The sequence below is a fragment of the Azonexus sp. IMCC34839 genome, from assembly GCF_047047955.1.
In the GTDB taxonomy this organism is placed as follows: Bacteria; Pseudomonadota; Gammaproteobacteria; order Burkholderiales; family Rhodocyclaceae; genus Azonexus.
Window position 1 is genome coordinate 1,915,977 of sequence record NZ_CP150631.1, and the last position, 25,346, is coordinate 1,941,322.

The 25,346-nt window shown below is 64.8% G+C and carries 17 protein-coding genes; 4 read left to right on the forward strand and 13 right to left on the reverse strand.

Annotated elements, in window-relative coordinates:
- Nucleotides 1-45 precede the first annotated feature (45 nt).
- Nucleotides 46-843 carry a restriction endonuclease gene (locus WIF35_RS09410; RefSeq protein WP_412477969.1) on the reverse strand — a complete coding sequence of 266 codons (798 nt, stop codon included), beginning with the start codon at nt 841-843 and terminating at the stop codon, nt 46-48.
- Nucleotides 844-999: 156 nt separating this feature from the next.
- Complete coding sequence (locus tag WIF35_RS09415) at nt 1,000-2,331, reverse strand: protein kinase domain-containing protein (RefSeq protein WP_412477970.1); 1,332 nt, start codon at nt 2,329-2,331, stop codon at nt 1,000-1,002.
- A 213-nt stretch (nt 2,332-2,544) separates the two neighbouring features.
- On the opposite strand from WIF35_RS09415, the gene uvrA reads away from it, so the two are divergent.
- Together uvrA and WIF35_RS09425 are read left to right on the forward strand one after the other, a co-directional pair.
- Nucleotides 2,545-5,367, forward strand: a complete 2,823-nt coding sequence (gene uvrA, locus WIF35_RS09420) for an excinuclease ABC subunit UvrA (protein WP_412477971.1) — start codon at nt 2,545-2,547, stop codon at nt 5,365-5,367.
- 67 nt (nt 5,368-5,434) lie between these two features.
- Nucleotides 5,435-5,809 (forward strand): diacylglycerol kinase, encoded by a 375-nt coding sequence (locus WIF35_RS09425; RefSeq protein WP_412477972.1) that lies wholly within the window; start codon nt 5,435-5,437, stop codon nt 5,807-5,809.
- Between the two features lie 105 nt (nt 5,810-5,914).
- On the opposite strand, the gene WIF35_RS09430 is transcribed toward WIF35_RS09425, so the two are convergent.
- The 4 genes from WIF35_RS09430 to WIF35_RS09445 are packed head-to-tail and all read right to left on the reverse strand — an operon-like array spanning nt 5,915 to nt 11,935.
- Nucleotides 5,915-6,493 carry an SRPBCC family protein gene (locus WIF35_RS09430; RefSeq protein WP_412477973.1) on the reverse strand — a complete coding sequence of 193 codons (579 nt, stop codon included), beginning with the start codon at nt 6,491-6,493 and terminating at the stop codon, nt 5,915-5,917.
- Nucleotides 6,493-9,582 (reverse strand): efflux RND transporter permease subunit, encoded by a 3,090-nt coding sequence (locus WIF35_RS09435; protein WP_412477974.1) that lies wholly within the window; start codon nt 9,580-9,582, stop codon nt 6,493-6,495. The genes WIF35_RS09430 and WIF35_RS09435 overlap by 1 nt, the downstream gene beginning before the upstream one ends.
- Nucleotides 9,579-10,694, reverse strand: coding sequence for an efflux RND transporter periplasmic adaptor subunit (locus tag WIF35_RS09440; RefSeq protein ID WP_412477975.1), 1,116 nt, complete (start codon nt 10,692-10,694; stop codon nt 9,579-9,581). The genes WIF35_RS09435 and WIF35_RS09440 overlap by 4 nt, the downstream gene beginning before the upstream one ends.
- Nucleotides 10,691-11,935: a TolC family protein gene (locus WIF35_RS09445; RefSeq protein ID WP_412477976.1), complete on the reverse strand. Its 1,245-nt coding sequence runs from the start codon at nt 11,933-11,935 to the stop codon at nt 10,691-10,693. Before WIF35_RS09445 ends, WIF35_RS09440 begins: the two co-directional genes overlap by 4 nt.
- Before the next feature lie 63 nt (nt 11,936-11,998).
- Here WIF35_RS09445 and WIF35_RS09450 point away from each other — a divergent pair, with 63 nt between their 5' ends.
- Nucleotides 11,999-12,676, forward strand: a complete 678-nt coding sequence (locus tag WIF35_RS09450) for a response regulator (RefSeq protein WP_412477977.1) — start codon at nt 11,999-12,001, stop codon at nt 12,674-12,676.
- Entirely contained in the window at nt 12,669-14,048 is a 1,380-nt protein-coding gene (locus WIF35_RS09455) for a sensor histidine kinase (protein ID WP_412477978.1), read from the forward strand. Before WIF35_RS09450 ends, WIF35_RS09455 begins: the two co-directional genes overlap by 8 nt.
- On the opposite strand, the gene WIF35_RS09460 is transcribed toward WIF35_RS09455, so the two are convergent.
- The 7 genes from WIF35_RS09460 to WIF35_RS09490 all read right to left on the reverse strand — a co-directional run bounded on the left by WIF35_RS09460 (nt 14,031) and on the right by WIF35_RS09490 (nt 25,324).
- A complete protein-coding gene (locus tag WIF35_RS09460; protein ID WP_412477979.1) occupies nt 14,031-15,926 on the reverse strand; it encodes an LTA synthase family protein in 1,896 nt (631 codons plus the stop codon). The genes WIF35_RS09455 and WIF35_RS09460 overlap by 18 nt on opposite strands.
- An 87-nt stretch (nt 15,927-16,013) precedes the next feature.
- On the reverse strand, nt 16,014-17,330 hold the full coding sequence (locus WIF35_RS09465) for a sensor histidine kinase (protein WP_412477980.1): 1,317 nt from the start codon (nt 17,328-17,330) through the stop codon (nt 16,014-16,016).
- Nucleotides 17,299-17,967: a response regulator transcription factor gene (locus WIF35_RS09470; protein ID WP_412477981.1), complete on the reverse strand. Its 669-nt coding sequence runs from the start codon at nt 17,965-17,967 to the stop codon at nt 17,299-17,301. Before WIF35_RS09470 ends, WIF35_RS09465 begins: the two co-directional genes overlap by 32 nt.
- 4 nt (nt 17,968-17,971) lie before the next feature.
- A complete protein-coding gene (locus WIF35_RS09475; RefSeq protein WP_412477982.1) occupies nt 17,972-21,355 on the reverse strand; it encodes a UvrD-helicase domain-containing protein in 3,384 nt (1,127 codons plus the stop codon).
- Between the two features lie 18 nt (nt 21,356-21,373).
- On the reverse strand, nt 21,374-21,679 hold the full coding sequence (locus WIF35_RS09480; RefSeq protein WP_412477983.1) for an STAS domain-containing protein: 306 nt from the start codon (nt 21,677-21,679) through the stop codon (nt 21,374-21,376).
- 17 nt (nt 21,680-21,696) lie between these two features.
- A complete protein-coding gene (locus tag WIF35_RS09485) occupies nt 21,697-22,599 on the reverse strand; it encodes an alpha/beta fold hydrolase (RefSeq protein ID WP_412477984.1) in 903 nt (300 codons plus the stop codon).
- Between the two features lies 1 nt (nt 22,600).
- A complete protein-coding gene (locus WIF35_RS09490) occupies nt 22,601-25,324 on the reverse strand; it encodes a PD-(D/E)XK nuclease family protein (RefSeq protein WP_412477985.1) in 2,724 nt (907 codons plus the stop codon).
- Nucleotides 25,325-25,346: the final 22 nt, after the last annotated feature.

The window sequence follows — 25,346 nt, forward strand, 5'->3', positions numbered from 1 at the left end:
GCACCGCAGCAGTCAGCTCAGCCGGCCAAATTACTTCGCCACAAACTAAATCTGGCGAATGCCCCGGCAGCTTGGAAAATTCGAACAACCCCAGAACTCATTGCCGGCGTTCGCCCCCTGCTTAGCCCGGCGCAACACCATGCTTGCGCCACACTTGGGGCAGGCTGGCGTACTCGCGGTCGGCGCCGCTTCGGCAGGCGTTGCGCGCCCAGCCTTCGCCGGACTGACCCAGCGCAGCAGTGCCTCGGCCGGCACCAGCCGAATCGAGCGCCCTTCAGCAAAACGTTTGGCTTCCTCGGTGAATTCGCCGGCCGCCACGACAAAGCCCCCGACCGCGCCTTCCGCATGCATGACACCGAACAGCTCTCGCACAACCGCAACGCCAACTTTGGCCGCCTTCCACTGTTTGCATTGGACGAGGTACTTGTCTCGCCCCATCGCCAGCTCGACATCGACCCCGCCGTCCGGTCCGTCACCGCCGCGCTCGATGACGCGATAGCCCTGCTGCCGAAAGGTTTCCGCCACCAGCTCTTCAAACTCCCGCCAACTCAGGCGCTCAAGTGCTTCGAGCCGTGGCGTCGCCGCCAGCTCGGCATGCAAGGCACGTTGGCGACGCCGCCGCACAAAGGAAGAAAGCGCGCCGAGCAGGACGAAGAATGGCAACACGTACTGTAGGAACATACTGAATGTCCCGACCATGGTATGCGTCGCCACATCACCCATCGTCTTGCCCATCGCCTTCAGCTCGACCGGATTGATCGGCAAGGGCGGGCGCGTCGCGAAATGATGCAGGACCAGATAGAGCACCACGGCTACCGCAACCCCGGCTTGCCACGGCAACATCGCCGAGAGCTCCATACAGTCTTCGAAGAAGGATTGTTTTTTCCGGCCCATAAAATGCCATCGTCACGCCAAATAAAGACGCCATTGTGACGTCGGCATTTTTCGCCAGCAAGTCAAAAACCGCCTTTTTGCCCAGTGCACCGCAGCAGTGAGCAATCAGGCCGGCGTGGCGTTGGTCTGGTTGTACAGGCGCAGGTAGCGTTCGTCGGATTTCTTCAGGCGCGTGACGGCGAGGCGCCAGAAGATTTCGAGCATTTTCGACTGCAGGCCGGGCGAGGCCTTGAGCAGCTTGGCGTAGGCCCACTTGCCGATGGTGGCCGGCGTGGTGGATACGACCGTGGCGGCGCGCAGTTCGGGCGGTTCTTCGGCGAAGGCCATTTCACCGAACAGGGTGCCGGGGTCGAACATGGCGATCAGCTTGTGCTCGCGCAGGACCTTGGCTTCGCCGTTGAGCAGCAGGTAGCAGGAGAGCGCTTCGCCGCCTTCGCGCATGAAGGTGGTGCCGGCCGGCACGTTGCGCCAGCGCGACAGGCGCAGCAGTTCCCAAAGCTGGGCGTCGTCGAGCGGTTGGAGCAGCGGCAGGGCGCGCAGGCGCTCGTAGAGTTCGGCCTGGGTCGGTTGCTCCGGATTGTCGGCGGCGGGACCGAGGCGGCCGGCCAGTTCGGAGACGGCGGCGAGCACGGCGGCCCAGTTGGCGAAGCGGGCGGCCGGATCGACGGCCAGCATGCCGTCGAGCACGGTATCGAGCCCTTCCGGCAGGTCGTTGCGCCAGTGGGCCAGCGGCTTGCGTTCGCCCTTGGCGATGCGCTGGCGCAGGAGGTCGAGATCGTCGGCTTCGAAGGGGCAGGCGCCGGTCAATAACTGGTGCAGGACGACGCCGAGGGCGTAGATGTCGGCCGCCAGGCTGCCCTGGCCGTTCGGCGCTTCCGGCGCGCGGTAGCGCAGGGCGTCGAGCGGGTTGGGCTGGGCCGCCTTGCCTTCCCAATAGACGGCGCCGAAATTGCCGACCTTGGCTTCGCCGTGGCCGACGTAGAAGATGTTTTCCGGGCGCAGACGGCGATGGATGACGCCGGCCTGGCGGGCGTAATCGAGCGCGCTGGCGCATTTGTGGATGATTTCGAGCACTTCGCCGACCGTTTTCAGGCGCCCCGGGCGCGTGCAACTGGCCAGCGAACCGGCGGCAAAATGTTCGCCGGCAACATAGGGCTGGCCGTCGGCAAAGCCGGCATCATGGATGGCCGCAATGTAGGGGTGGTGCAGGTTGCCGACGATGCGGATCTCGTTCAGCCAGGCCTTGCGTGCTGCCGCATCGCCGTCGAAGACACCGGGTAGCGCAATCTTGAGCGCCACTTCGTGCTGGGTGAAGTTGTCCAGGCAGAGGAAGGAGCGGCTGCTCGGCGTCTGGGTCAGTTCGCCGCGGATTTCGTAGCGCTGGTTGAGGGCGGCCGGCAGGGCGGCGGCAAAGACGTGGCTGGCGGTTTCGGACATGGCGGCGGCAGGGAAGGGTCAAAAAGAAAGCGACGCCGGCAAGGCGTCATGACAAGTATCGACGGCAAATACCCATTCGGCAAACCCGCTGGCATGAGCGGTAGCGGGCGCCGAGCGAGCGGCAAAACAACTGTATAACCATACAGTTTTCCGTGCATGGAACGATGCTTTTGCGTATAGTTCAAACTTCATCCCAACCCTTGCAGAACAGCGATGGAAAGCATCCGCATCCGCGGCGCGCGCACGCATAACCTCAAGAACATCAACCTCGACCTGCCGCGCGACCAGCTCATTGTGATTACCGGCCTCTCCGGCTCGGGTAAGTCCTCACTCGCCTTCGACACCTTGTACGCCGAGGGCCAGCGCCGTTACGTCGAGTCGTTGTCGGCCTACGCCCGGCAGTTTTTGCAATTGATGGAAAAGCCCGACGTCGACCTGATCGAGGGCTTGAGCCCGGCCATTTCCATCGAGCAGAAAGCCACCTCGCACAACCCGCGCTCGACCGTCGGCACCGTCACCGAAATCCACGACTACCTGCGCCTGCTCTACGCCCGCGCCGGCACGCCCTACTGCCCGGAGCACAACCAGCCGCTCGAAGCGCAGACCGTGTCGCAGATGGTCGATCACGTGCTGGCCCTGCCCGAGGACACCAAGTTGATGATCCTCGCCCCGGTAGTGGCCAACCGCAAGGGCGAGCAGGTCGAATTGTTCACCGAACTGCGCGCCCAGGGCTTCGCCCGCGTGCGGGTCGATGGCACCGTCTATGAAATCGACGCCGTGCCCAAGCTGGCCAAGACACACAAGCACACGGTCGACGTCGTGGTCGACCGCCTGAAGGTGCGCGAGGACATGCGCCAGCGCCTGGCCGAATCCTTCGAAACCGCGCTGCGCCACGCCGACGGTCGGGCCATTGCGCTGGAGATGGATAGCAACGTCGAACACATGTTCTCGGCCAAGTTCGCCTGCCCGGTCTGCTCCTACGCCTTGCAGGAACTGGAGCCGCGCCTCTTCTCCTTCAACAACCCGATGGGTGCCTGCCCGAAGTGCGACGGCCTGGGCGTCATCCAGTTCTTCGACCCCAAGCGCGTCGTCACCGCGCCACACCTGTCGCTGGCCGCTGGCGCCATTCGCGGCTGGGACAAGAAGAATCAGTTCTACTTCCAGATTCTCGAATCGCTCGCCGCCCACTACGAGTTCGATGTCGATACGCCCTTCGAGCAACTCTCGGAAGAAGTGCGCAACGTCATCCTGTTCGGTTCCGGACGCGACTCGATCAGTTTCAAGTACCAGAACGAGAAGGGCACGCGCTTCGACCGCAGCCATAGCTTTGAGGGGATCATTCCCAACCTCGAACGGCGCTACCGCGGCAGCGATTCGCAGGCCGTGCGCGAGGAGTTGTCGAAGTACATCAGCAGCTCAACCTGCCCGACCTGCTCCGGCTCGCGCCTGCGCACCGAGGCGCGCCACGTGCGCGTCGGCGACAAGACCTTGCACGAAATCAACCGCCTGCCGCTCGGCGAAGCGCGCAATTACTTCAATTGCCTGCAACTGACCGGCGCCAAGGCGCAGGTGGCGGAGAAGATTCTCAAGGAAATTACCGCCCGCCTCTCCTTCCTAATTAACGTCGGCCTCGATTACCTGTGCCTGGAACGCTCGGCCGAGACGCTTTCCGGCGGTGAAGCGCAGCGCATCCGCCTGGCCTCGCAGATCGGCTCCGGCCTGACCGGCGTCATGTATGTGCTCGACGAGCCATCCATCGGCCTGCACCAGCGCGACAACGACCGCCTGCTCGAAACCCTGCGCAACCTGCGTGACATGGGCAACACCGTGCTCGTCGTCGAGCATGACGAAGACGCCATCCGCCTGGCCGACTACGTGGTCGACATCGGCCCCGGCGCGGGGGTCCATGGCGGCGCCATCGTCGCCCACGGCACGCCGGCCGAAGTGGCGGCCAACCCGGCGTCGATGACCGGCGACTACTTGGCCGGCCGGCGCAAGATCGCCATGCCGGAAAAACGCCGCCCGGCCAACCCGGACAAGCAGCTGAAAGTGGTCGGCGCCTACGGCAACAATCTGCGCGACGTCACGCTGGAGATTCCCGGTGGCCTGCTCACCTGCGTCACCGGCGTTTCCGGCTCCGGCAAATCGACGCTGATCAACGACACCCTCTACGCCGCGGCCGCCAAGCACCTCTACGGCTCGACCACCGAGCCGGCCCCGCACAAGGAAATCGTCGGCCTCGACCTGTTCGACAAGGTGATCAACGTCGACCAGGCCCCGATCGGCCGCACGCCGCGCTCCAACCCGGCCACCTACACTGGGCTGCTGACGCCGATCCGCGAGTTGTTCTCACAGGTGCCGGAATCGCGCGCTCGTGGTTACGGTCCCGGCCGTTTCAGCTTCAACGTCAAGGGCGGGCGCTGCGAAGCCTGCCAGGGCGATGGCATGATCAAGGTCGAGATGCACTTCCTGCCCGACATCTACGTGCCCTGCGACGTCTGCCACGGCAAGCGCTACAACCGCGAGACGCTGGAAATCCAGTACAAGGGCAAGAACATCCACGACATCCTCGGCATGACTGTCGAGCAGGCACGCGAATTTTTCGATGCCGTACCGGTGGTTGCCCGCAAGCTGCAAACGCTGGTCGATGTCGGCCTCAGCTACATCACGCTCGGCCAGAGCGCGACAACGCTCTCCGGCGGCGAAGCCCAACGCGTCAAGCTGGCGCTCGAACTGTCCAAGCGCGACACCGGCCGCACCCTCTACATCCTCGACGAGCCGACCACCGGCCTGCATTTCCAGGACATCGAAATGCTGCTCAGCGTGCTGCAACGACTGGCCAACAACGGCAACACCATCGTCGTCATCGAGCACAACCTCGACGTGATCAAGACCGCCGACTGGATCGTCGACCTCGGCCCCGAGGGCGGTGGCGGCGGCGGTCGCATCCTGGTTGCCGGCACGCCGGAGGATGTCGCCAAGTGCAAGGCCAGCCACACCGGCCGCTTCCTGAAACCGATGCTGGCCAAGCGCTGACCCGACCGCTGCTGCGGTGCACCGGCCAAAATAGGCAAAAACCAATAACCCACACCAAGATTGAATGATGAGCGGCTTCGAAGAATTCAAAGGCAAACAGGGGCTGACCCGATTGATCAACGCGCTCGGCTATTCGCGCGATGGCCTCAGCGCTGCCTGGAAGAACGAAGCGGCCTTCCGCGAGGAAGTGCTGCTTGCCACCATCGCCATTCCCTTAGCCATTTACTTGGGCAAGACCGGGGTCGACCGGGCGCTGATGGTCGGCAGCATTCTGCTGATCCTGATCGTCGAAATCCTAAATTCGGCAGTCGAAGCGGTGGTCGACAAGGCCTCGCCGGAGAAGAGCGAATTGGCGAAACGGGCCAAGGACATGGGTAGCGCAGCCGTTCTGCTGTCCCTGCTCAACGCCGCAGCCGTCTGGTTCTGCGTGCTCTGCTTGTAATTTTTGCCATTTGGTCAGGTTGCGGTCAGGGCTCGACGCGACAATATGCCCACAGCAACTCCTCCTAGAGACGCTTGGCCCGCCTACTTCGGCGGGTCTTTTTTTTTAGCGCTTCGCCCCTTGCTGGCGACGCAGCATCTCGCGGGCCATGGCCTCGAACTGTTCGATCAGTTCATGGCGCAGGAAGCCGACGCCAAGCGACGAGGGTATCCAGGCCGACGGCTCCAGCTCCAATTGGTAATCGAGCTTGGTCCAGCCATCGGCCAGGGCCTGCACCTTCATTTCGCTATGGCTGCGGCTGCTCGATCCCGGTAACGAGTCGGAAACCAGGCGACCGTCGGATAGCACGTCGATCTTGCGCAACGAGTGAAAGTCTACGTTGAACGGCCCGAACCTCGCCTTGCCATCCTGAACGACCCGATAGCTTTTCCCCACGCGCTCGACGATATGGCTTTGCGTCAGATTAGGCACGAACAGGGCCATGTGCTCGAAATCAGTCAGCACATCGAGCACCGTTGCTGTTCTGACCGGCACCTTGAAGCTCAGGTTCGCAAGGTAGACGCCATTGCGGTAATCAACATCGACATCGTTTTCCAGCACCCAAGTGGCCCGGCCGTCCGCTGCCCACAAGGGCGCGGCAGACAGCGCCAGACCAAACAGCAGCCAGGAACGGCGCGCCAGCATCAGTGCAAGGCCTTGGCCAGGCGCGGATGGGTGGCGACGAAGTAGTAGAGCGCCGGCAATACGTACAAGGTCAGCACCGTGGCCGAAATCAGGCCGCCGATGACGACCAGCGCCAACGGCCGTTGGGTCTCCGAGCCGATGCCGTGCGACAACGCCATCGGCAGCAGGCCAAGCATGGCCAGCCAGGCCGTCATCAGCACCGTGCGCAGACGCGACAGTGCCCCCTGATAGACCGCCTGATAGATGTCCGCCCCTTCGCGCCGGAGCTGGTTGATGTAGCTGACCATGACCACGCCGTTCAGCACTGCCTGCCCGAACAGCGCGATGAAGCCGATGGCCGCTGAGACTGACAGCGGAATACCGGTCAGCAACAAGGCGAAGACCCCGCCAATCAAGGCGAATGGAATGTTGCTGATGATGATCAGCGCGTCCTTGAAAGACTTGAACGCATCGAACAGCAACACGAAGATCATCAGGATGGACAGCGGCACGACCAGCATCAGGCGCTGCATGGCGCGCTCCTGGTTCTCGAATTCGCCCGACCAGGTGATCGAATAGCCCTGCGGCAGCTTCAGATCCCTGGTCGCCTTCTGCATGTCGGCGACGATGCTGCCCATGTCGCGGTCACGGATGAAGACGCCGATGGCGATCACCCGCCGGCCGGATTCGCGGGCGATGTTCATGGCGCCGCTGGCGACCTTGAAGTCGACCAGGTTGGCCAAGGGCACCTGGGCGCCGCCTGGCGTGGGAATCAGGATATCCTTGAGCCGATCGAGTTGGCGTGACGACTCGTCGAGACGCACCACCACGCTGAAGTGACGTTCGCCATCCCAGAGTTCCGTTGCCACCTTGCCGGCCAGCGCCGTTTCGATCACATCCTGGATATCGGCCACGTTCAGGCCGTAGCGCGCAGCGGCGGCTCGGTCAATTTCCAGGCGGTATTGCGGCAACTCACCATCGCGGTCAATGAAGGCACGCACCACGCCGGGCACCTGGCCGATCCGGTCGAGCACTTCGCGGCCATTGTGGCGCAGGGTTTCGAGGTCGTCCCCGAAGAGCTTGATGACGATCTGGCCATCGATCTGCGAAATCGATTCGAGAATCTGGTCGCGCACCGGCTGGCTGAAGGTTGGCTCGACGCCCGGCATGTCGTTCAGCTTGTCCTCCATATCGCGGACCAGCTGTTCCTTGGTCATGCCCGGGCGCCACTGCGATTCCGGCTTCAGGTCGAGCAGCATCTCGGTCATGTTGATGTTCTTGGGATCGGTTCCATCCTCCGGACGGCCGGCCTTGGAAACCACCGCCTTGACCTCGGGGAAATCGGCCAGCGTGCGCCGCAGCTTGCGCAATTCGCTGCGCGCCTCGTCGACCGACACGGAGGTCGGCAAGGTGATGTTCACCCAGATCGATCCCTCGTTCAGCTCAGGCAGGAATTCCGTGCCCAGCCGCGGTGCCACGGCGACGGTCAGCGCCAGCGCTGCCAGGGCGGCCAGCAGCACCTTCCGGCTGTTGGCCAGCACCCACTTGAGCAATGGATCATAGAAATCCATCAGCCAGTGCATCAGCTTCGTTTCCTCGTGCGGCACATGCTTCCTGAAGGCGATCTTGGACAGAAAGGGCACCAGCGTCAGCGACAGGATCAGCGAAGTGATCAGCGCCGCCACCACCGAGTAGGCCATCGGCGCAAAAATCTTGCCCTCGTGCCGCTGCATGGTAAAGATCGGCAGGTGGGCGACGATGATGATGATCATCGAGAAGACGGTCGGCCGCCCGACCTCGATCACCGCCTCGCGAATAGTCCGCTCGCGGGGCCGATGATCGTCACCCTTATGCGCCTCGCCCAATCTCCGGAAGATGTTCTCGATGACGATGACCGCCCCATCGACAATGATGCCGAAGTCCATCGCTCCCAAGGACAGCAGGTTGGCGGGGATGCCGGCCAGGGTCAGGCCGATGAAGGTGCCGAGCAGAGCCAGCGGAATGATGGCGGCAACGATGGCCGCCGCCCGCAGGTCGGCCAGGAAGAGATAGAGCACCAGCGTGACCAGCGCCGCGCCTTCGAGCAGATTGGTGAATACCGTCTTCAGCGTCTTGCCGATCAGCCAGGAGCGATCGTAGTAAGGAATGAGCTTGACGCCTTCCGGCAGGCCGCCGGCATTGAGCGCATCGACTTTGGCCTTCAGCGCTTCCAGCACCATGGACGGATTCTCGTCCTTACGCAGCAGCACGATGCCAGACACCACCTCGTCCTCGTCGCCTTGTGCATCGCTGTAACCGACGATGCCCTGCGGCGGCACACGGGATTCGACCACTTCGGCGACATCGCGCACGAGCAGCGGCGAGCCTTTGTGCTCGGCGACTACAACCTGCCCGATTTCAGCCGAAGAGCGGAGGCGGCCGATGGAGCGGATCAGGTACTGCTGCCTTCCCTGCGCCACCGAGCCGCCACCGGCATTGGCGTTGGCCCGTTGCAGGGCGCCGAACAGCTGGCCGAGCGTGATCTTGTAGTCGCGCAGCTTGGCCAGGTCGGGCCGCACCTCGTACTGGCGGATCGGCCCACCGAGCGAGACGACGTCGGCAATACCCGGCACCTGCTTCAACTGGCGCATGACGTTCCAGTCCTGCACCGCGCGCAGTTCGGCCGGCTTCAGGCCCGGTGCCTCCAGGCGGTAGCGGAAGATTTCGCCGGTTGCCGTGGCCGGCGGAGCGAGTTCGGGTTCGACGCCTTCCGGAAGATCGAGGCCGCGCAGACGCTCCTCGACCAACTGGCGCGCCATGAACAGGCTGGGCTTTTCGTCGAAGGTGATGACGATGAAGGAGAGCCCGAACTGCGTGTGCGAGAACATGCGGATCGAGTTGGGCACGCCGGCCAGCGCGATTTCCAGCGGCACCGTCACCTGCTTCTCGACCTCTTCCGGCGCCCGGCCCGGATAGAGCGAAATCACCGTCACCTGGGTATCAGTGACATCGGGGAAGGCCTCAATCGGCAGCGTGCGGAAGGCCGACAGGCCGATACCGATGAACAGTGCCAGGCCGAGCAGGATATAGAGCGGCTGGTTGAGCGCAAAATTGACGATGCGCTTGATCATTTGGCGTCGCCTGCCGTCGCCCGGAAATACTTGGCGAGATTCAGGTTGCCCTCGACCACCACCTTGTCGCCATCTTTCAGGCCAGCCCGTACCTCGATTGCACCATCGCGCTCGCTGCCAGCTTCGATGCGCTGGCGACGATAACGCCCGGCCTCGGCCTCGACCAGCACATAACGCTGATCGCCTTGCAACATGACGGCGGCAGCCGGGACGCGCAACTGGCCACTGGGCGGCAACTCGACCAGCGCCTGCGCAAACATTTCGGCCTTCAGGCGACGTTCCTTGTTCGGCACCTCGCAGCGCACCTTGATCGTCCGGCTTTGCGGATCGACGAAATCGGCCACATGGCGGATCACGCCCTTGAAGCGTTCGCCGGGATACTGCTTGACCTCGATATCGACCTCCAGGCCACGCTTCAAGCTGGCCAGATCGGATTCGCTGGCATCGAGCTGCAGCCACAGGCTGGATGGGTCGGTAACGACGAAGAGCGGCGCGGCATCCTGCTCGGGACGGAACTCCAGCCCCGGATTGATGTTGCGCTCGACGACGATGCCGGCCAGCGGGCTGGTCAGCGCATAGCCGCCATCGCCATCGCCACCCAGACCGGCCAGCCGGCGGCTGGCACGGGCAGATTCGGCGCGGGCGTGCTGGGCATCGGCTTCGGCGACCTGGAAATCCTTGTCGGCGACGATGCCGGCCTCGCGCAACTCGCGGCTACGGGCCAGCGCCTGCTCGGCGACGTGCAGATCGGCCTGCGCCTTGCGCGCATCGGCCTGGGCCTGACCGTAGTCGGCTGAACCGAGCACCGCCAGCGCCTGGCCAGCCTTGACCGGCTGCCCGACATCAACGGCAATCTTCTGCACCCGCCCGCCGACCTGCGGAAAGACGCGCACGGTCTTTTCCTCATTCCAGACCAGCCGGCCCGGCAAACGCAAAATACTGCCCTGATCGGGGTGCACCGCAGCAAGCTTGAGAAAATCCGCCTTTTCCGGCTCGGTGATGCGAACGAACTCGCCATCGGCCACCACCAAGGCCTGCTTCGGTGCCTCCTCCTTGGCCGAACACGCGGCCAGCACGATGGCGACCGCACACAACAGCAACTTGTCTCTCATTTTTCTCTCTCGTATTCGGCCTGCAACTGCCAGTCGGACAGTGCCTTGGCGTAGTCGGCGCGCGCTGTCGCCGCTTCGATTTGTACTTGGCGCAGGGTACGGCGGGCATCGAGCAGATCCATCAAGCCCATGGCGCCCTTGCCATAAGCCAACTCGGCAGCCTTGGCGACGCGCTCGGCGTCGCCAAGCAGGCCACTTTGCATGCGCAACAGACGATCCCTTGCAGCGAGCAGCGTGCTGCGCGCCTGGCCGACCTGGCCGGTCGCCAGCGCCCGCTGTTGTTCGTAAGTCAGGCGTGCCGCGTCGTAGTCGGCCTCAGCCCGCTGGATTTCCCCCTCATGGCTGTGCCACAGGAAGATCGGCACGCTGATGCCAACACCGTAGCTGTTGACCGGCGTACTCTGGTTGGTGTGTTCGTACTGGGCACCAATGGTCACGTCGCGGGTGCGCAGTGCGCGCGCCAGATCGCGGTCGGCCTCGGCAGCGTTCATGCGCAGCTTCGCCGCTGCCAGGTCCGGACGCTTATCCAGCGATACGTTCTCGGCCAACGGATCCTGATTGGGATTCGGCCAGCTCTCGTTGGCCTGCAGCGCCTGCGCTTCGTTCTCGCGCCCGATCAGGTAGGCCAGCGCCAGCCTTGCCTGCTCAAGATCGCCACGGGCCAGGCGTAGGTCGTTGTCGGCCCGCGCCTTGTCGATCGACATGCGCGACACGTCGACCGGCGCCACGTCGCCGACCTTCAGGCGCTTTTCCGCCACTTCCAGCGTACGTGCGTAGAGATCGGCAGTCTCAGCTGCCAGTTTCAGTTTTTCCTGAGCCAGCAGAAGGTCGAAATAAGCGCGCCGCAACATGGCCAGTTGCAGACGACCGGTGGCGCTGAGATCAAGACTTGCCGCCTCGCGCCGCGCCTCGGCGCCCTTGACGCGCAGATCGCGCTTGCCGCCGCGCTCGATCAATTGCTCGACGCGCAACACGTTGTCGACCTTCTTGTCCTTCCAGCCTCCGGCGCCATAGCCCGACCAAGGGCTGATCGAGGATACGTCGAGCGACAGCGCCGGATTGGGTGCCTGCCCGGCAGTTCTGACGTCGGCTTCGGCACCGGCCAGAGCGACACGGGCCAAGGCCAGCTCGCGACTATGCTCGCGCCAGAGGCTTTCCGCGTCTTTCAGCGACAGCGAGCCGGCGCCCTGAGCTAAGGCCAGCGCCGGCAACAACAGCAAACAGAAAATCAGGCGCGACATGGGTGTTCCAATCCTTCGGGAGTGATATCGTATTGGGCTGGCCTGACCGATTTCTGACCAATCATGCGCATCCTCCTTGTCGAAGACGATCCCTTGCTGGCCGACGGCCTAAGCCGAGCCTTACGCCACTCCGGCTACGTGGTCGATACCACCGGCGATGGCAACGAAGCCGACCGCTGGCTGGCGACGCAAGCTTTCGACCTGGTGGTCCTCGATCTCGGCCTGCCCGGCCTTGATGGCAGCGAAATCCTGCGCCGCCTGCGCGAGCGCCAGCAAAAGCTGCCCGTGCTCGTACTTTCGGCCCGCCTCGCCCTGGAAGAGCGCGTGCGCGTGCTCGACATCGGCGCCGACGATTACGTGGTCAAGCCGGTCGCCGTCCCCGAACTGGAAGCCCGCGTGCGCGCCTTGATCCGCCGCGCCCAGGGCGTCGCCGATCCCGAATTGCGCCTTGGCCGCCTGCGCCTGGATACAGTCGGCAAGCGCGCCTGGCTGGATAACAACCCGCTCGAATTGACCGCACGTGAGTGGGCTGCCCTCGAGTTCCTCGCCTCCCGCGTCAACCGCATCATCGACAAGGACCAGATCATGCAGGCCTTGTATAGCTGGGAAGAGGAAATCACCCCCAACGCCATCGAGAAATTCATCTCCCGCCTGCGCAGCAAGCTCGAACCCGCCGGCATCAATATCCGCACCGTACGCGGCTTGGGCTATTACCTGGAAAAACCCGAAGGCGATGACTGAAAGTCGCGCCAGCCTGCGCGCAATCTTGCTCGACCGGCTGTTGCCGGCGATGCTGCTGGTCCTCATCGCCAGTGCGGCCACCGCGTACTGGGTGGCCCTGCGTAGCGCCACCAAGGCCTACGACCGGGCGCTCTACGACACGGCGCTGGCCGTCGCCGAGCAGTTGCAGGTGGTCAACGGCAAGCCGCAGTTGCCGCTGACACCGCAAGCCCGTGCCGTCTTGCTGACGGACAAGTACGACCGCGTCTATTACGCGGTGAGGGGTGACGACGACGTACTTCTCGATGGTCAGGACGAGCTGCCGATGCCGGAATACGAAAGCTGGCGCACCCTTGGCAGCGAAGGCCGCTCTTACTACGACGCCATGATGGGCGAGCAATCGGTACGCGTTGCCGCACTGCAACGCGATGTCGCCGGCCAGCACCTGACCATCCTGGCGGCCGAGACCATGGTCAAACGTAATGCCCTGGTCCGCGAAATCCTGTTCGGCATGCTGATCCCCGAATTGCTGTTGATGGTAGTCAGCATCAGTGTCGTCTGGTTTGGCGTGCGCTCCGGTCTCGAACCGCTGGCCGGCCTGCGCAGGGAACTGGCCGGACGCTCGCAGGCCGACCTCAGCCCGGTACGAGTCGGCGTCCCCGAGGAGATTCAGCCAGTCGTCACGGAAATCAACGGACTGCTCGAACGCCTGCAGCAATCGCTGGCCAGCCAACGCAATTTCGTTTCCGACGCCGCCCACCAGCTGCGTACACCGATCGCCGCCCTGCAAGCCCAAGTAGAAGCCACGGCCAGCGAATCGGCACCGGAAACGCGCAAGCGGCTGGAAGGGATCCTGACCGCGGCCCAACGACTCTCGCACCTGGTGGACCAGATGCTGGCCCTGGCCCGCGCCGAGCCGTCGAAAGCCCAGACGCAAAGCGAGATTTCTCTGGAGGCAATGGTCCAGCAGGCGGCCGAAACCTGGCTACCCTACGCCATCGCAAAACGCATCGACCTGGGTTTCGAACTTGAGCCGGCAATTGTTCTGGGCAACGGTCTGTTGCTGCAGGAGCTGCTGGGCAATCTATTGGACAACGCCATTCGCTATACCCCGGAAGGCGGCACCATCACCGTCGCTTGCGGCCGAACGGACGATCAGGCCTGGCTGACGGTGGAAGACAGCGGCCCCGGCATTCCCGAAAACGAAAAGGATCGCGTGTTCGAGCGCTTCTACCGCCTACCCGGCAGCGAGAGCAGCGGCAGCGGTCTGGGACTGGCAATTACTCGACAGATTGTCCTGCAGCATGGCGGATCGATCGGGGTTGGCAGTTCTCAACGTCTCGGAGGCGCTTGTTTTAGCGTTACGCTGCCCACATCAACGGCCGGTCGGTGAAATCAGCACTCCGCGGCCGTCGCTACCATGCTTCTCCATGAGGAGCGCCGCCCCTTGGAAATAGGCGATCGCTTCCTCCGCCAGGCGAGGATCGGTGGGTATCGACTGTGCATCCTTGCCGTCGGCACTGATCTTGAAGGTTTCGATCTTGCGCTTGGGTTGCAGGACGGTCATCACGTCGCCCTTCAGGTAGCCGAGGTTCTGATAGGTCGACAGCAATGCCCTGCCTTCTTCCGGGACCATGCGCAGGATGTCGCGACCGACAAAATGATCGTCGCTTTCCAGACCGAGCATCGACAACAGCGTTGGCGCGAGATCAATCTGGCTGGCCAAGGTATCGACCCGGCGCGGCGAAATCAGCTTGGGCGCGTAGACGATGGCCGGAATATGGTAACGATGCACCGGAATCTTGGACTTGCCGGCGCTGCTGGCACAGTGGTCGGCGACGAACAGGAAGACGGTGTTGTCGAACCAGGGTTTCTGCTTGGCCATTTCGATGAAGCGGCCGACCGCGTAGTCGGCGTACTTGACGCCGCCGCGACGCTTGCCGGGTGACGGAATGTCGATGCGACCTTCCGGGTAGGTGAAGGGAATGTGGTTGGAGGCGGTCATGATGTGACCGAAGAAGGGCTTGCCGGCAGCGTATTCGCGATCCATCTCGATCAGCACCTGGTCGAACAAATGCTCGTCGGCGACACCCCAGATGTTCTCGAACTCGACCAGACCTTCCTTGAAGCCGGTGCGGTCGGTGACCTTGTAGCCTTGCGCGCCGAAATAGCCATTCATGTTGTCGAACGCACCATACCCACCATACAGGAAATGCGGCGACCAGCCGCGGGCTGCGAGGGTCGCTCCCAGCGTATTCAGGTTGGTGACGTTCGGCCAACGCACAACCGATTTACCTGGAAGCGGCGGCAGTGCCGCCGACAGGGCCTCCAAGCCACGCACCGTGCGTGTACCGGCGGCATAAAGGTGAGTAAATAGCATACCTTCCTTGCCCAAGCGATCAAGGTTGGGTGTCAGGTTCTCGTCGCTGCCGAAGGTTTCCATGTACTCGGCAGACATGCTCTCCATCATCACCACGACAACGTTCGGTTGCTTGCCATGGAGCCCCAACGCCGGCTTGAATGCGACTTTCTGCAGCGATTGATGGGTCGCACTGATCTGCTGGTGTCCAGACAGGCGCCCCAGGTCGGCCAATACCTCTGCATCTGGACGAGTGGCATAGAACTGACGGTAGTCGAGCTTGTTCTGGCGCGCCGCCCACAGGAAGCTGCGCCAGCCGTTATCGGCCAGTTCATTGGCATAGCTGCTACCAGAGAATTCCGGCGGCGTCATCTTGTAGGCCACGCCCCAGGCCAGCACGGCCAGACCGATGGCCCAAGCCAACTGAGGCTTGCGACGGCCGTTGGCCGCCAGAGAAGCGGACCTTGGTTTGCGCAAGATCCAGAGCAGCAATACGGTCAGCGCCAGCAGCGCAGCGATGATTTTGCCGACGGGATAGGATTCGCGGATATTGCCGATCACCTCGGTGGTGAACACCAGGTAGTCCAAGGCGATGAAGTTGAAGCGAACGCTGAATTCGTCCCAGAAGACGACCTCGGCTACCCCGACGAAAAGCAGGGTAAAGATGTAGATCCCGAAGAGAGGTAGGCTCAGCCGACGACGCCATTTCTCGGAGAACAGCAGTTCGAACAGCAGCCAGGGGGAAGCAACCACCGCAGCCGCTGGAATGTCGCGCACGATGCCAAACAGGAAGCCCGGCAGCAATCCATCCACCGGTTGCTGGCCAACAACGACTGAATGGGCAAACAAGACGCCCCTGGTCAGGGAAAACACTCCCAACGCGACCAGCATGCCGAGGCCCCAAACTCGCATGGCCCGGCCCTTCAAACCTTGAAAACGATCCATCTCTCGACGCTACGAACAAAATGCCAAGCACTCTAGAAAGATGGGCGTGAAGAATTAGTGAGCGATTTGTGAGGAATCTGTGATGCCACCGGCCGCCAACTGGCAGCCGAAATCGATGGTGAGCTCGCCACCACCTGCCGGTGCATTGCGCGCACTGACCCGCCAACCGCTGGCCAGACAGACGTGTCGAACCAGCGCCAGTCCCAGACCGTTCGTCCCGCGCTCGCCGACGAAGAAGCGGTTGAACACCTGTTCCAGTTCTCCAGCTGTAAAACCGGGGCCGGAATCCGTCACGCTCAGGCGAGATCCATTCAGGCGGCAGACGATCTGCCCTTCGTCACTGTAGCGCAGCGCGTTATCCAGTACATTCCGCAGCACCAGATCGAAGAAAACCGGATCGCCTTTGATGCCAGCAGTCTCGGGCACCTCCAGAATGAATTCGACTGCCTTCGGCGTCGCCAGTTGCACCGATTCCCAGATGCTCACGATGGCCGGCCGCAGCAAAATTTCCGCCACAGCGCCCGGCCGCGCCTCGCGCGCCAGCAACAACAGACTGCTGGCCAATGCATTGACACGATCCACGCTGGCCACGATGCGCGTCGCCCGGCGCCCCACCGCCTCCGGCAAATCGGGCAGGCTGGCCAGCAGTTCCGCATCGGTCCGGATGCCGGTCAGCGGGGTACGCAGTTCGTGCGACAGATTGGCGGCGAAGGCACGCTCCCGCTCGAGCATTTCACCCTGTCGACTGCGATAGTGATCGAGCGCCTCGGCCAGCGCGGCAACCTCGCGCTCCATGCCAGGTTCGCGCAAGAAACCTGGTATTTCCTGTTCGACCTTGTCGGCCAGAGTCTCCAGGCGCCGGGTCAGGCGGCCGGCGAGCAGGTAGCCGCCCAGCAAGGTGAGCAGCGCAAGAGCCACTGCCGCGAGCACGGTGACGAAGATCAGCTCGTCCAGGCGGTCTTCATGATCTTCGACGTCATAAGCCAGGATGTAACGTGCCTGCCCGTCCTCGCGCACCGCGACGTGGTATTCCTTGCTGCCCAGGTATACCTCGTGGTTGCCGGGCTTGAGTTCGGCCAGGAAAGGCGGCACGTTGACGGGCGGCTGACCCTGGCCGATGCGGTACAACCACATGGCGGGCGTATTGGGAAATGCGAGGTCGGGCGACTTGCTCCACACCTCCATGCTGTAGGCGATCTGGTCATTCAACTGGGTGTCGATGAATTCCTCTTCCTTGCGATCAAGCTGGTAAACGAGGATGAGCGACTGGATCAGGATGACCAGCAGGACGAGCGCCGCCAGCGCGGCGGCAATACGCAGGCGCATGCTGGCGCTGGACTCAAGCGGCGACGAGTTTGTAGCCGAGGCCATGGACGTTCTGGATTTCGATGCCGGCCTGGCCGTCCATCGCCTTGCGCACGGTATGCAGCACGCTGCGCAAGTTGTCGCTCGACTCCTGCTCGCGGCCCCAGACGGCGATTTCCAGTTCGCGCCGGGAGAACAGCCGGTTCGGGTGCGGCAACATGACGGCGAGCAGGCGGACGGCCTTGGGCGGCAGGCCGAGCGGCCGGCCGTCGAGGCGGACCTCCTGCGCCGCTGCATCGTAGGCAATGGCACCGAAGCGGACCGGACCGGCTTCGCTGCGCGAGGCAGCACGACGCTGCAGGGCGAGCAGGCGGGCCTCGACTTCCTTCAAGGCGAAGGGCTTGGCCAGGTAATCGTCGGCCCCGGCCTCGAAACCGCCGAGCTTGTCGTCGAGCGCATCGCGCGCCGTCAGCATCAGGATGGCCACCGGATTACCGGCGGCACGCAGATGCCGGGCTAGGCTCGCCCCGTCGCCGTCAGGCAGATTGCGATCGAGCACTACGGCATCAATACCGCCGCCATCGAGCAGGGAACGCGCCGCCGCCAGGTTGCCAGCGTAGTCGCATTGATGCCCGCAGGACTCCAGGAAGTCGTACAGGTTCTCGGCGATCAGGCGGTCGTCTTCGACGATGAGGATATGCATTTTTTCAGTATACCGCCGGCAACTCGAGCAGCTTCGCCTGGCGCGTGAAGAAGACGGCCAGGCGCAACGGCAGCGGGTCGCTGGCGTAGAGGCGGGCGTAGCGTTCGAGCTGCGGGCGGAAGCCCTCGGCGCGGGCGGCGAGTTCGTCATCGGCCGCATGCACTGTCTTGTAATCGACGATCCAGCGGCAGCCGTCAGCGACGAATACGCGGTCGATGATGTGCTGTGCCGTTGCCTCGCCCTCGCGAGTCGTCCACGCCTGCTCGGCCCCGGCCTCGGCATGGGCGGCGAGCAGCCAACGGCCGGTGTCGGAGGCGAGCGTCGCCTGTACGATGGTGGCAACCTCGGCTGCACCCCGCGCCGCCGCTTCGGCATCATGCCCCTGCCCGGTCAGCCAACGCCGCCAGGCGGCGTCGTTGGCGGTAACTGCTGCGGTGCACGGGCTATTCAGGCCATTTTTCGCGATCAGTTCGAGGATGCGGTGAACCAAGGTGCCGACCGAGGCGTCGAGCGACAGGGCGCTCTCTTCTTTCGCTTCCGGCGGATTGACCGACGGGCGCTGGCCGGCCGGCAGTGCGCGCAACGCTTCTGGCGTCCCCGCTTCCTTCAAGCGTAGCAAGGGCGGAATGAAGTTGGCCGAAGCGATGCCGGCGGCGACGCTTTCGAGCGTCTCGCCGCTGGCAGCCGCCTGCACAAATACGCTCTGTGCCACGCCTGGCCACAGCAGCTTGAGCAGCGAACCGGAGGGCGGCACCTTGACCGCTTTCTCCTCAGCCTTGTCGTCAACCGTGGCGCAACCGACCAAATGCAGGCGGCGGATGGCTCGCGTCGCCGCCACGTAGAGCAGGCGCTCATCCTCATGCGCGCCGCGCTCGGCTTCCAGCTTGCGCAGGAAGTCGTAGGCCGTCGCGCCTTCGCTGCCCGCGCCCTTGGCCTTCATCGGGGCGACCAGCAGGTGCTCGCGGCCATCGGCGCCGGCAACTTCGTCCCACAGCAGCAGCTGGCTGTCGTTGTTGCCGGTCGTCCGTTCCAGGCCGGGCAGGATCACGGTCTCGAATTCCAGGCCTTTGGACTTGTGGATGGTCATCATCTGCACCGCCTCGCCAGCGAGCGGGTCGGGCGGGGCGTACAGTTCGGCGGCCTGCTCGGCCAGCGTATCCGGATTCAGGTTGCTGCCGGCGGCCAGCCGGTCGACCAGGGCAAAGAAGGATTCGACATCGGGCAAGGCCTCCGGCGCTTCCAGGCAACGCGGACCGCCGAGCATCAGCCAGACGCCTTCCAGCCAGCGGCGCGGGTGTTGCCGGCCACGTTCTGCGAAGGCCAGGGCCAGCACCTCGCGCACGGCGAGCAGGCGTTGCTGGCCGTCCACGCTCAAGGTAGCGATGCGCGCCTCGTCGTGCATCAGTTGCCAGATCGTGCGCTGCTTGTCGCCGCCGGCCAGCGCATGCAGGTCGGCCAATTTGAGGCCGCACCACGGGGCGCGTAGCAGAGCCAGCCAATGCACGCGGTCGGCGCGGTGATGCAGGGCGCGGTAAAGGGTCAGCAGATCCTGAATGTGCTGGCGCTCGGCCAGGCCTTCGATATCGACCGCCTGGAAACGCAAGTCGGGTGCGCTGCGACGAATCTCGGCGACCAGCGCATCGAGATGGCTGCGCGCCCGGACCAGCACGGCCACCCGCTCGGCGGGATAGTCGCGCCGCGCCGCCAGGATCAGGTCGAGGACGAGACGCGCCTCGCGCTCGCCGCCCTCCTCGCCCGCCGCCAGGATGACCGGATGCACGCCGACCCCGGCATCGGGCCGCGCCTCGCGCGTGGCAGCCGATTCGGCGTAGCGCACAGCCCCGGCCTCCGGCGAATCCTCGGCCGGGAAGATGCTCGGAAAGGCGGCATTGACCCAATCGACGATGCCGGGAAAGGAGCGGTTGTTGCGGAACAGACGCAGGTGTTCGAGGCGAACGTCGCCCAGGCCGCGCTCGCGCACGCGCAGGAAGAGCCCGACGTCAGCCTTGCGGAAGCGGTAGATCGACTGCATCGGATCGCCGACGACGAACAGCGTGCGCCCGTCGCCCGCCTGCCAGCCGCGCATCAGCTTGGCGAGCAGCGCCACCTGGCTCGGACTGGTGTCCTGGAATTCATCGACCAGCAAATGCTGGATGCGGTAGTCGAGCGCCTGCGCCAGATCGGTCGGCGCTTCGTCGTCGCCCAGAGCCAGGCTGGCGCGGGCGGCGATTTCGATGAAGTCGACCTCGCCCGCTTCCTGGAAGGCCAGCCACAACTGCCCGGCGGCCAGGCGCAGCAGCCGCGAGAAGCATTCGACGGTGGCCCATTCCTCGGCCGACAGTTCCGGTCGCGGCAGGCGGCCGAGGCCAGCCAGCGCTTCCTCCAGCCCGGCGCTGCCGCGCATGGTTTCGAGCAGCGCGAGCATGGCCACCTTTTGCTCGGCGAATTCCTTGCCAGCCGGGAAACCGTTGTTCTTGGTCAGCGATTTGCGCAACGTGCCGGTGCCGGTCAGCAGCAGGTCGGCGACGGCGCGCCATCGCGGCAGTTCATCCAGCTCGCCGCGCAGGGTTTCCTGCCAGCCTTCGAGCGCGCCGAGCACTTCCGGGACGTTGGCGGCGGCGAAACGGGCCAGCGGCATCAGCAGGCTTTGCAGGCGGCTATCCAGGCGCTGTGCCACCAGCCGCAAATCGCGCTCGACCAGCGCCGCGAAACCGGCTTCCACCTCCGGCTTCATCGCCCCGCTCTCGATGCGCGCCGCGTGATGCAGCCACTGGTCGCGCCGGCTCAGCATGCTGACCAGCAGGCGCTCCAGCCGGCCGGCGTCGTTGGCCATGAAGGCGAGCGCGGCAGCGACCACGTCGGCGTCGGCCGTCTGCTCGCCGCCCTGCTCGAGCATTTCCAGCGTGCGACGGGCGGCGGTGGCGTAATGGGCGTCGGCCTCGTCGGTCACCCCCGGCTGACTGCCAAAGCGCGACAGGTAAGGCATCTGCCGGGCCAGGTTGGCGCACAGCGCATCGAGCGTGGTGATGCGCAGGCGGCCGGGGTGGGCGAGGAGGCCCCAGCCGCGCGCCGCGTCGTGCTCCAGCACCTCGCTGGCCAGGTTGTAGGTGAGTTTCTTGTGCGCCGCTTCCGGCGCGATGCCGCTGGCCGCGATTTCCAGACTGCCGAGGATGCGGTCGCGCATCTCGGTCGCCGCCTTGTTGGTGAAGGTCAGCGCCAGCACTTCCTCGGGATGCTGGACAACGGCCAGCAGGCGCAGGTAGCGCTGGGTCAGCAGCTCGGTCTTGCCGGCGCCGGCCGGGGCCTCGACGATGAACGAAGCCACCTCCAGCGCACGCTGGCGGGCGACCCTGTCCTCTTCGAGGCGAAGCTCCGCGGCCGTGGACACGTCAGCGTGACGAGAAACTCAGGAAATCTTGAACAGGCGGTCGAAATTGGCGATCCCGAGCACCTGCTTGACCATGCCCTGGACGCCGACCAGTTCGACGGCCTGATGGGCCTGCGTCGCCTTCTCGCGCAGCAGCAACAGCATGCCGAGGGCCGAGCTGTCGAGGTAATCGACCGCACTGAAATCGAGCACGAAGGTTTTCACCTTGGCATCGCCAACCTGGCCGTCATAGGCATTGCGGAATTCACGGTGGCAATCGAACTGGAAACGGCCGTTCAGGCGCAGGGTCAGCTTGCCGTCGGCAATGGTGGATTGGATGTTCATGCTCTCTCTCTTGATAACTATCGAATGATCGCGGTCATTGCCGCCAGAATTTCGGAATCCGATGCTCCCATGAAGGAATGTCCCATGTCGAGCCATTGCAGACACGCCCCGCGGATTCCCCCGGCCAGAACTTCGGCGTGCGCAGGCGGCAACAGGATATCGTGACGCCCATGAATGATCCGGGTTGGTGCCTGGATCGACGACAGCAGGGCCAAGCGGTCCGGCGAGGCAGCGACGGCCAAGGCGTGATTGAAGGCCGACATCGGCTGCGTATCGCGCGTCGCCGCCAGGCGCAGGGTCTGGCGCAACCAGTCGAAGGGCACCGGCTTTGGCCCGCCGTAGGTCAGCGCCCAGCCGGCCAGCAGATTCGCCTCGAGTTCTTCCGCCGTCTGCGGCGGATGCGCCGCGCTCTCCCGGAGGTAGTCGAGCAATGCGCTGCCTGGTGGCGGCAGGGTAAAGCCATCGCAGGGCTGCCCCAGGGTTGCTGCCATGTAGGGCCGATGATCGGCCGTCGTCGAGATCAGCGCCAGTTTATCCACGACGGCAGCGTGCCGGGCGGCCAGTAATTGCGCGATATAGCCGCCCATCGACAGCCCGACCACGCTCGCCCGACCGATGCCGTGAGTCTGCAGAACGGCCAGCGCATCGTCGGTCAGTTCATCCAGCGTATAGGGCCGGCTGGCGTAGTCGACCTTGCCCGAGCGACCGGTATCGCGATGATCGTAACGAATCACATAGCGCCCCTGCCCCGCCAGTTCGCGGCAGAAATCGTCGGGCCAGAAGATGCCCTGATTCATCGCGCCCATGATCAGCAGCACGGCCGGATCGCCTGGCCGGCCGAAAGCTTCGGACCACAGACGGAGGCCGTCGCCGGTCGTGACGAAGATCTCGGCGGGGCTCGGCAGCGGCTCGCTCGTCATGTCACGCGTCCGGCGCCATATTCTGGTTTTTGCCCATTATGGGCAGTGCACCGCAGCTGTCACTGGCGGCGGCGGCCAGCAAACGACGGCGCTCCGGCAGGCGCAACAGTGGCAGCACTTCGCAGTAACGCAGCTTCTTTTCGTCGGCGAACGCCACGCCGGCGACACCGGCCCCGACTTCCTGCGCCACGGTGTGCAGGCGCTCGCGCCAGTGAGCAACGACGGCCGGCCAATTCGGGAAGACGGCGGGGTCGAAAATCTTCTGTTTCTCGTCGCCGATGCCGGCCACGCCGGGCAGCGCATCCTTCTCGTCGGCAACACCGGCGAAGGCGGGCTTGTCGAGCAGTACCTTGGCGAAAACCACGGCGGAAACGTCGTCGGCCACCAGCGCGGCGTAGATCGGCAGTTGCGGCTCGGTGATGCGCGCCTCGGCCCAGTTCTTCACATCGATGGCCTGGCCGGTCTTGTAGTCGATGATGACCTGCCGACCATCAGGCAAACGGTCGATGCGGTCGACCACCATCTTGACCTTGATGCCCTCGATCTCGACTTCGGCCGGCTGCTCGCAGGCGACCACCTCGAAATCCGGATCGCGCTTGGCCTCCACGTCCAGCCAGACGGTGAGCAGTTGCGCCAGACGCTCGGCTTCCAGCGTACGGAAACGGGCGGGCAGCGTGACTCGCCGCTCCAGCTCGAAATGATCCAGCGCCTTCGCCACCGCCTCGCGAATCGCCTGCGGCCGCGTCAAATCGCCCAGTTCGGCCAAGCGGCGGCCGCTACCGATCGCCGTCCAGAAAGCTTCCAGCGCCTCGTGCACCAGCGTGCCGCGCGCCGCCGGGTCGAGGCCTTCGACCGGCGTTTCCATCGCCTCCGCCCCCAGCCGGAACTGGTAGAAAGCCCAGGCCGGGCAGATGGCCTGGGCGCGCAGCAGCCAGCTGCCGCCGGAGACTTTCTCGCCGTCGCCGACCGGCGGGGCCTGATGATCGGCCACCGCCTCGCCGGCCGTCGGCGCTTCCTCCGCCAGCCGTGTCGCCAGCGTTGCCGCCGGCGGCGGCAAGTCGGCGGAACGAGGAATGGCAGCGATCAACGGGCTCGGCCGCAGGACGCGATTGCCGTCGGCCCGGGCATGGGAAAAGGTGATATCCGGGGCCGATTGCAGCAGACGGGCATGGACGCGGCGGGCGAAGTCGAGTTCGACCTCGGCGCTGGCGTGCGAGGCCCCCACCGCGCGCAGCAACTCGGTCGGCAGCAGCGGATTCGGCCGTGGCGCCGGCGGCCATTGGTCGTCGGAGAGGCCCATGACCCACAGCGCATCGAACTGCAGGCCGGCGCTTTCCAGCACGCCGAGCACCTGCACTGCCGGCCGACCGCGCGTTTCCGGCTGGAAGATGCGCTGCCGGCACAACTCGCGCAGGCGGCGCACGGCTTCATGCACCGGCACATTGCCAAGCCAGGCGTCGAGCCGGCCGAAGCCGTCGAGCACTTCGCCGAAGGCGCGCCGGGCCTGGAATTCGTAACTCGACAGGGCGCGGTCGCCCGGCCAGCCGCCCGCCTGCAAAGCGGCTCTAAAGATGCCAGCCCATTCGCCCGGCCGCTTGCGCCCGCCGGCTGCCGCCAGCGTTTCGCTTAGCGCTGCCAGAGCGGCGGTGGTTTGCGGGCAGAGCGGTGGGGCGCTCTCAGCCAAGCGCTCGGCGAGGCGCAGCAGGGCGGGCACCGTGGTGAAATAAGGCAGGTCGCGGCGCATGGCGGCATCGAGCCGCGCCCGCCCGTCGGCCTCGCCATCGGCTGCCCCCCAACCGCTGGCCAGCAGCAACTCGGAGAGGCGCGCCTGCTCGATCTTCATGCGTCCGCTGCCCAAGGCCAGCAGGTCGAGGCCGGTGCGGATCAGCGGCAACTCGGCCAGCGCTCGACCGAGCGAGAAATTGAAGCGGCGCGGCAGTTCGGCACCGTCAGGCCGGATATGCGCCGGATGCAGCAGGTCGTCGAGCAGGAATTCCAGCCGGTCACGCACGCTGGCCAGGTCGGGTGCGACGATGCCAAGACGCGCCTCGGGCCTGGCTTCCAGCGTCGCCTTGACCCAGGCGGCGACAGCCGCACATTCGGCCACGGGATCGGCACAGGGCACGACGCGGGCACTGCTGCGGTGCACGGCGTTGTCGAGGCATTTTTCCACGGCGATGCCGCGCGCCTCCAGCGCCGCCATCAGGCGCTGCTCGAAGGGTGTGAAGCGGTCGAAACCGGCGAATGTCACCGCAGCCGGCAAGGCGAAATGACCAGCCTCAATCAACGCAACGATCTGCCGCTGGACGCCAGCCACATCGAGCCAGCCGGCGGCGCGGCAGCGTTTTTCGAATTCGGCCTGCCAACCGATGAACAACCTAGCCTCATCGGCCAGGGCGGCCGATTCCGGCCGCAGGTTCCAGACGCGGCACAGGGCGTGCGCTTCGGCCGCCGAGGCGGCCATGCCGGGCAGGTCGAACAGCGGTGCGGCCTCGCTTAGGCCGCCGGCGATGACTTTCTCCCACAGCACCCGTTCGGCGTAGGGATCGAGCGCCAGCGGCAGGTCGGCGATACCGGCGAGCAGCGCCTCGTCGCCCAGCGTGGCCAGCCACTGGCTGACGGTCAGTGCCTGCGGCGTGCGCCAGACCGTTTGCCCGGCCGGTGCCTCGCCGCGCAGGGTTTGCGCCAGGCGGGTGGTGGCGCAGAGGAAGAACCGTTCGCTCACCGCAGCATTCCGTTTTTTGCCC

Bases quoted from the DNA above. Each gene is read 5' to 3' on its own strand.
- uvrA (WP_412477971.1), top strand. From the start codon at position 2,545: ATGGAAAGCATCCGCATCCGCGGCGCGCGCACGCATAACCTCAAGAAC.
- WIF35_RS09440 (WP_412477975.1), bottom strand. From the start codon at position 10,694: ATGAGAGACAAGTTGCTGTTGTGTGCGGTCGCCATCGTGCTGGCCGCG.
- WIF35_RS09455 (WP_412477978.1), top strand. From the start codon at position 12,669: ATGACTGAAAGTCGCGCCAGCCTGCGCGCAATCTTGCTCGACCGGCTG.
- WIF35_RS09450 (WP_412477977.1), top strand. From the start codon at position 11,999: ATGCGCATCCTCCTTGTCGAAGACGATCCCTTGCTGGCCGACGGCCTA.
- WIF35_RS09445 (WP_412477976.1), bottom strand. From the start codon at position 11,935: ATGTCGCGCCTGATTTTCTGTTTGCTGTTGTTGCCGGCGCTGGCCTTA.
- WIF35_RS09460 (WP_412477979.1), bottom strand. From the start codon at position 15,926: ATGCGAGTTTGGGGCCTCGGCATGCTGGTCGCGTTGGGAGTGTTTTCC.
- WIF35_RS09485 (WP_412477984.1), bottom strand. From the start codon at position 22,599: ATGACGAGCGAGCCGCTGCCGAGCCCCGCCGAGATCTTCGTCACGACC.
- WIF35_RS09415 (WP_412477970.1), bottom strand. From the start codon at position 2,331: ATGTCCGAAACCGCCAGCCACGTCTTTGCCGCCGCCCTGCCGGCCGCC.
- WIF35_RS09435 (WP_412477974.1), bottom strand. From the start codon at position 9,582: ATGATCAAGCGCATCGTCAATTTTGCGCTCAACCAGCCGCTCTATATC.
- WIF35_RS09425 (WP_412477972.1), top strand. From the start codon at position 5,435: ATGAGCGGCTTCGAAGAATTCAAAGGCAAACAGGGGCTGACCCGATTG.
- WIF35_RS09465 (WP_412477980.1), bottom strand. From the start codon at position 17,330: ATGGCCTCGGCTACAAACTCGTCGCCGCTTGAGTCCAGCGCCAGCATG.
- WIF35_RS09470 (WP_412477981.1), bottom strand. From the start codon at position 17,967: ATGCATATCCTCATCGTCGAAGACGACCGCCTGATCGCCGAGAACCTG.
- WIF35_RS09410 (WP_412477969.1), bottom strand. From the start codon at position 843: ATGTTGCCGTGGCAAGCCGGGGTTGCGGTAGCCGTGGTGCTCTATCTG.
- WIF35_RS09430 (WP_412477973.1), bottom strand. From the start codon at position 6,493: ATGCTGGCGCGCCGTTCCTGGCTGCTGTTTGGTCTGGCGCTGTCTGCC.
- WIF35_RS09480 (WP_412477983.1), bottom strand. From the start codon at position 21,679: ATGAACATCCAATCCACCATTGCCGACGGCAAGCTGACCCTGCGCCTG.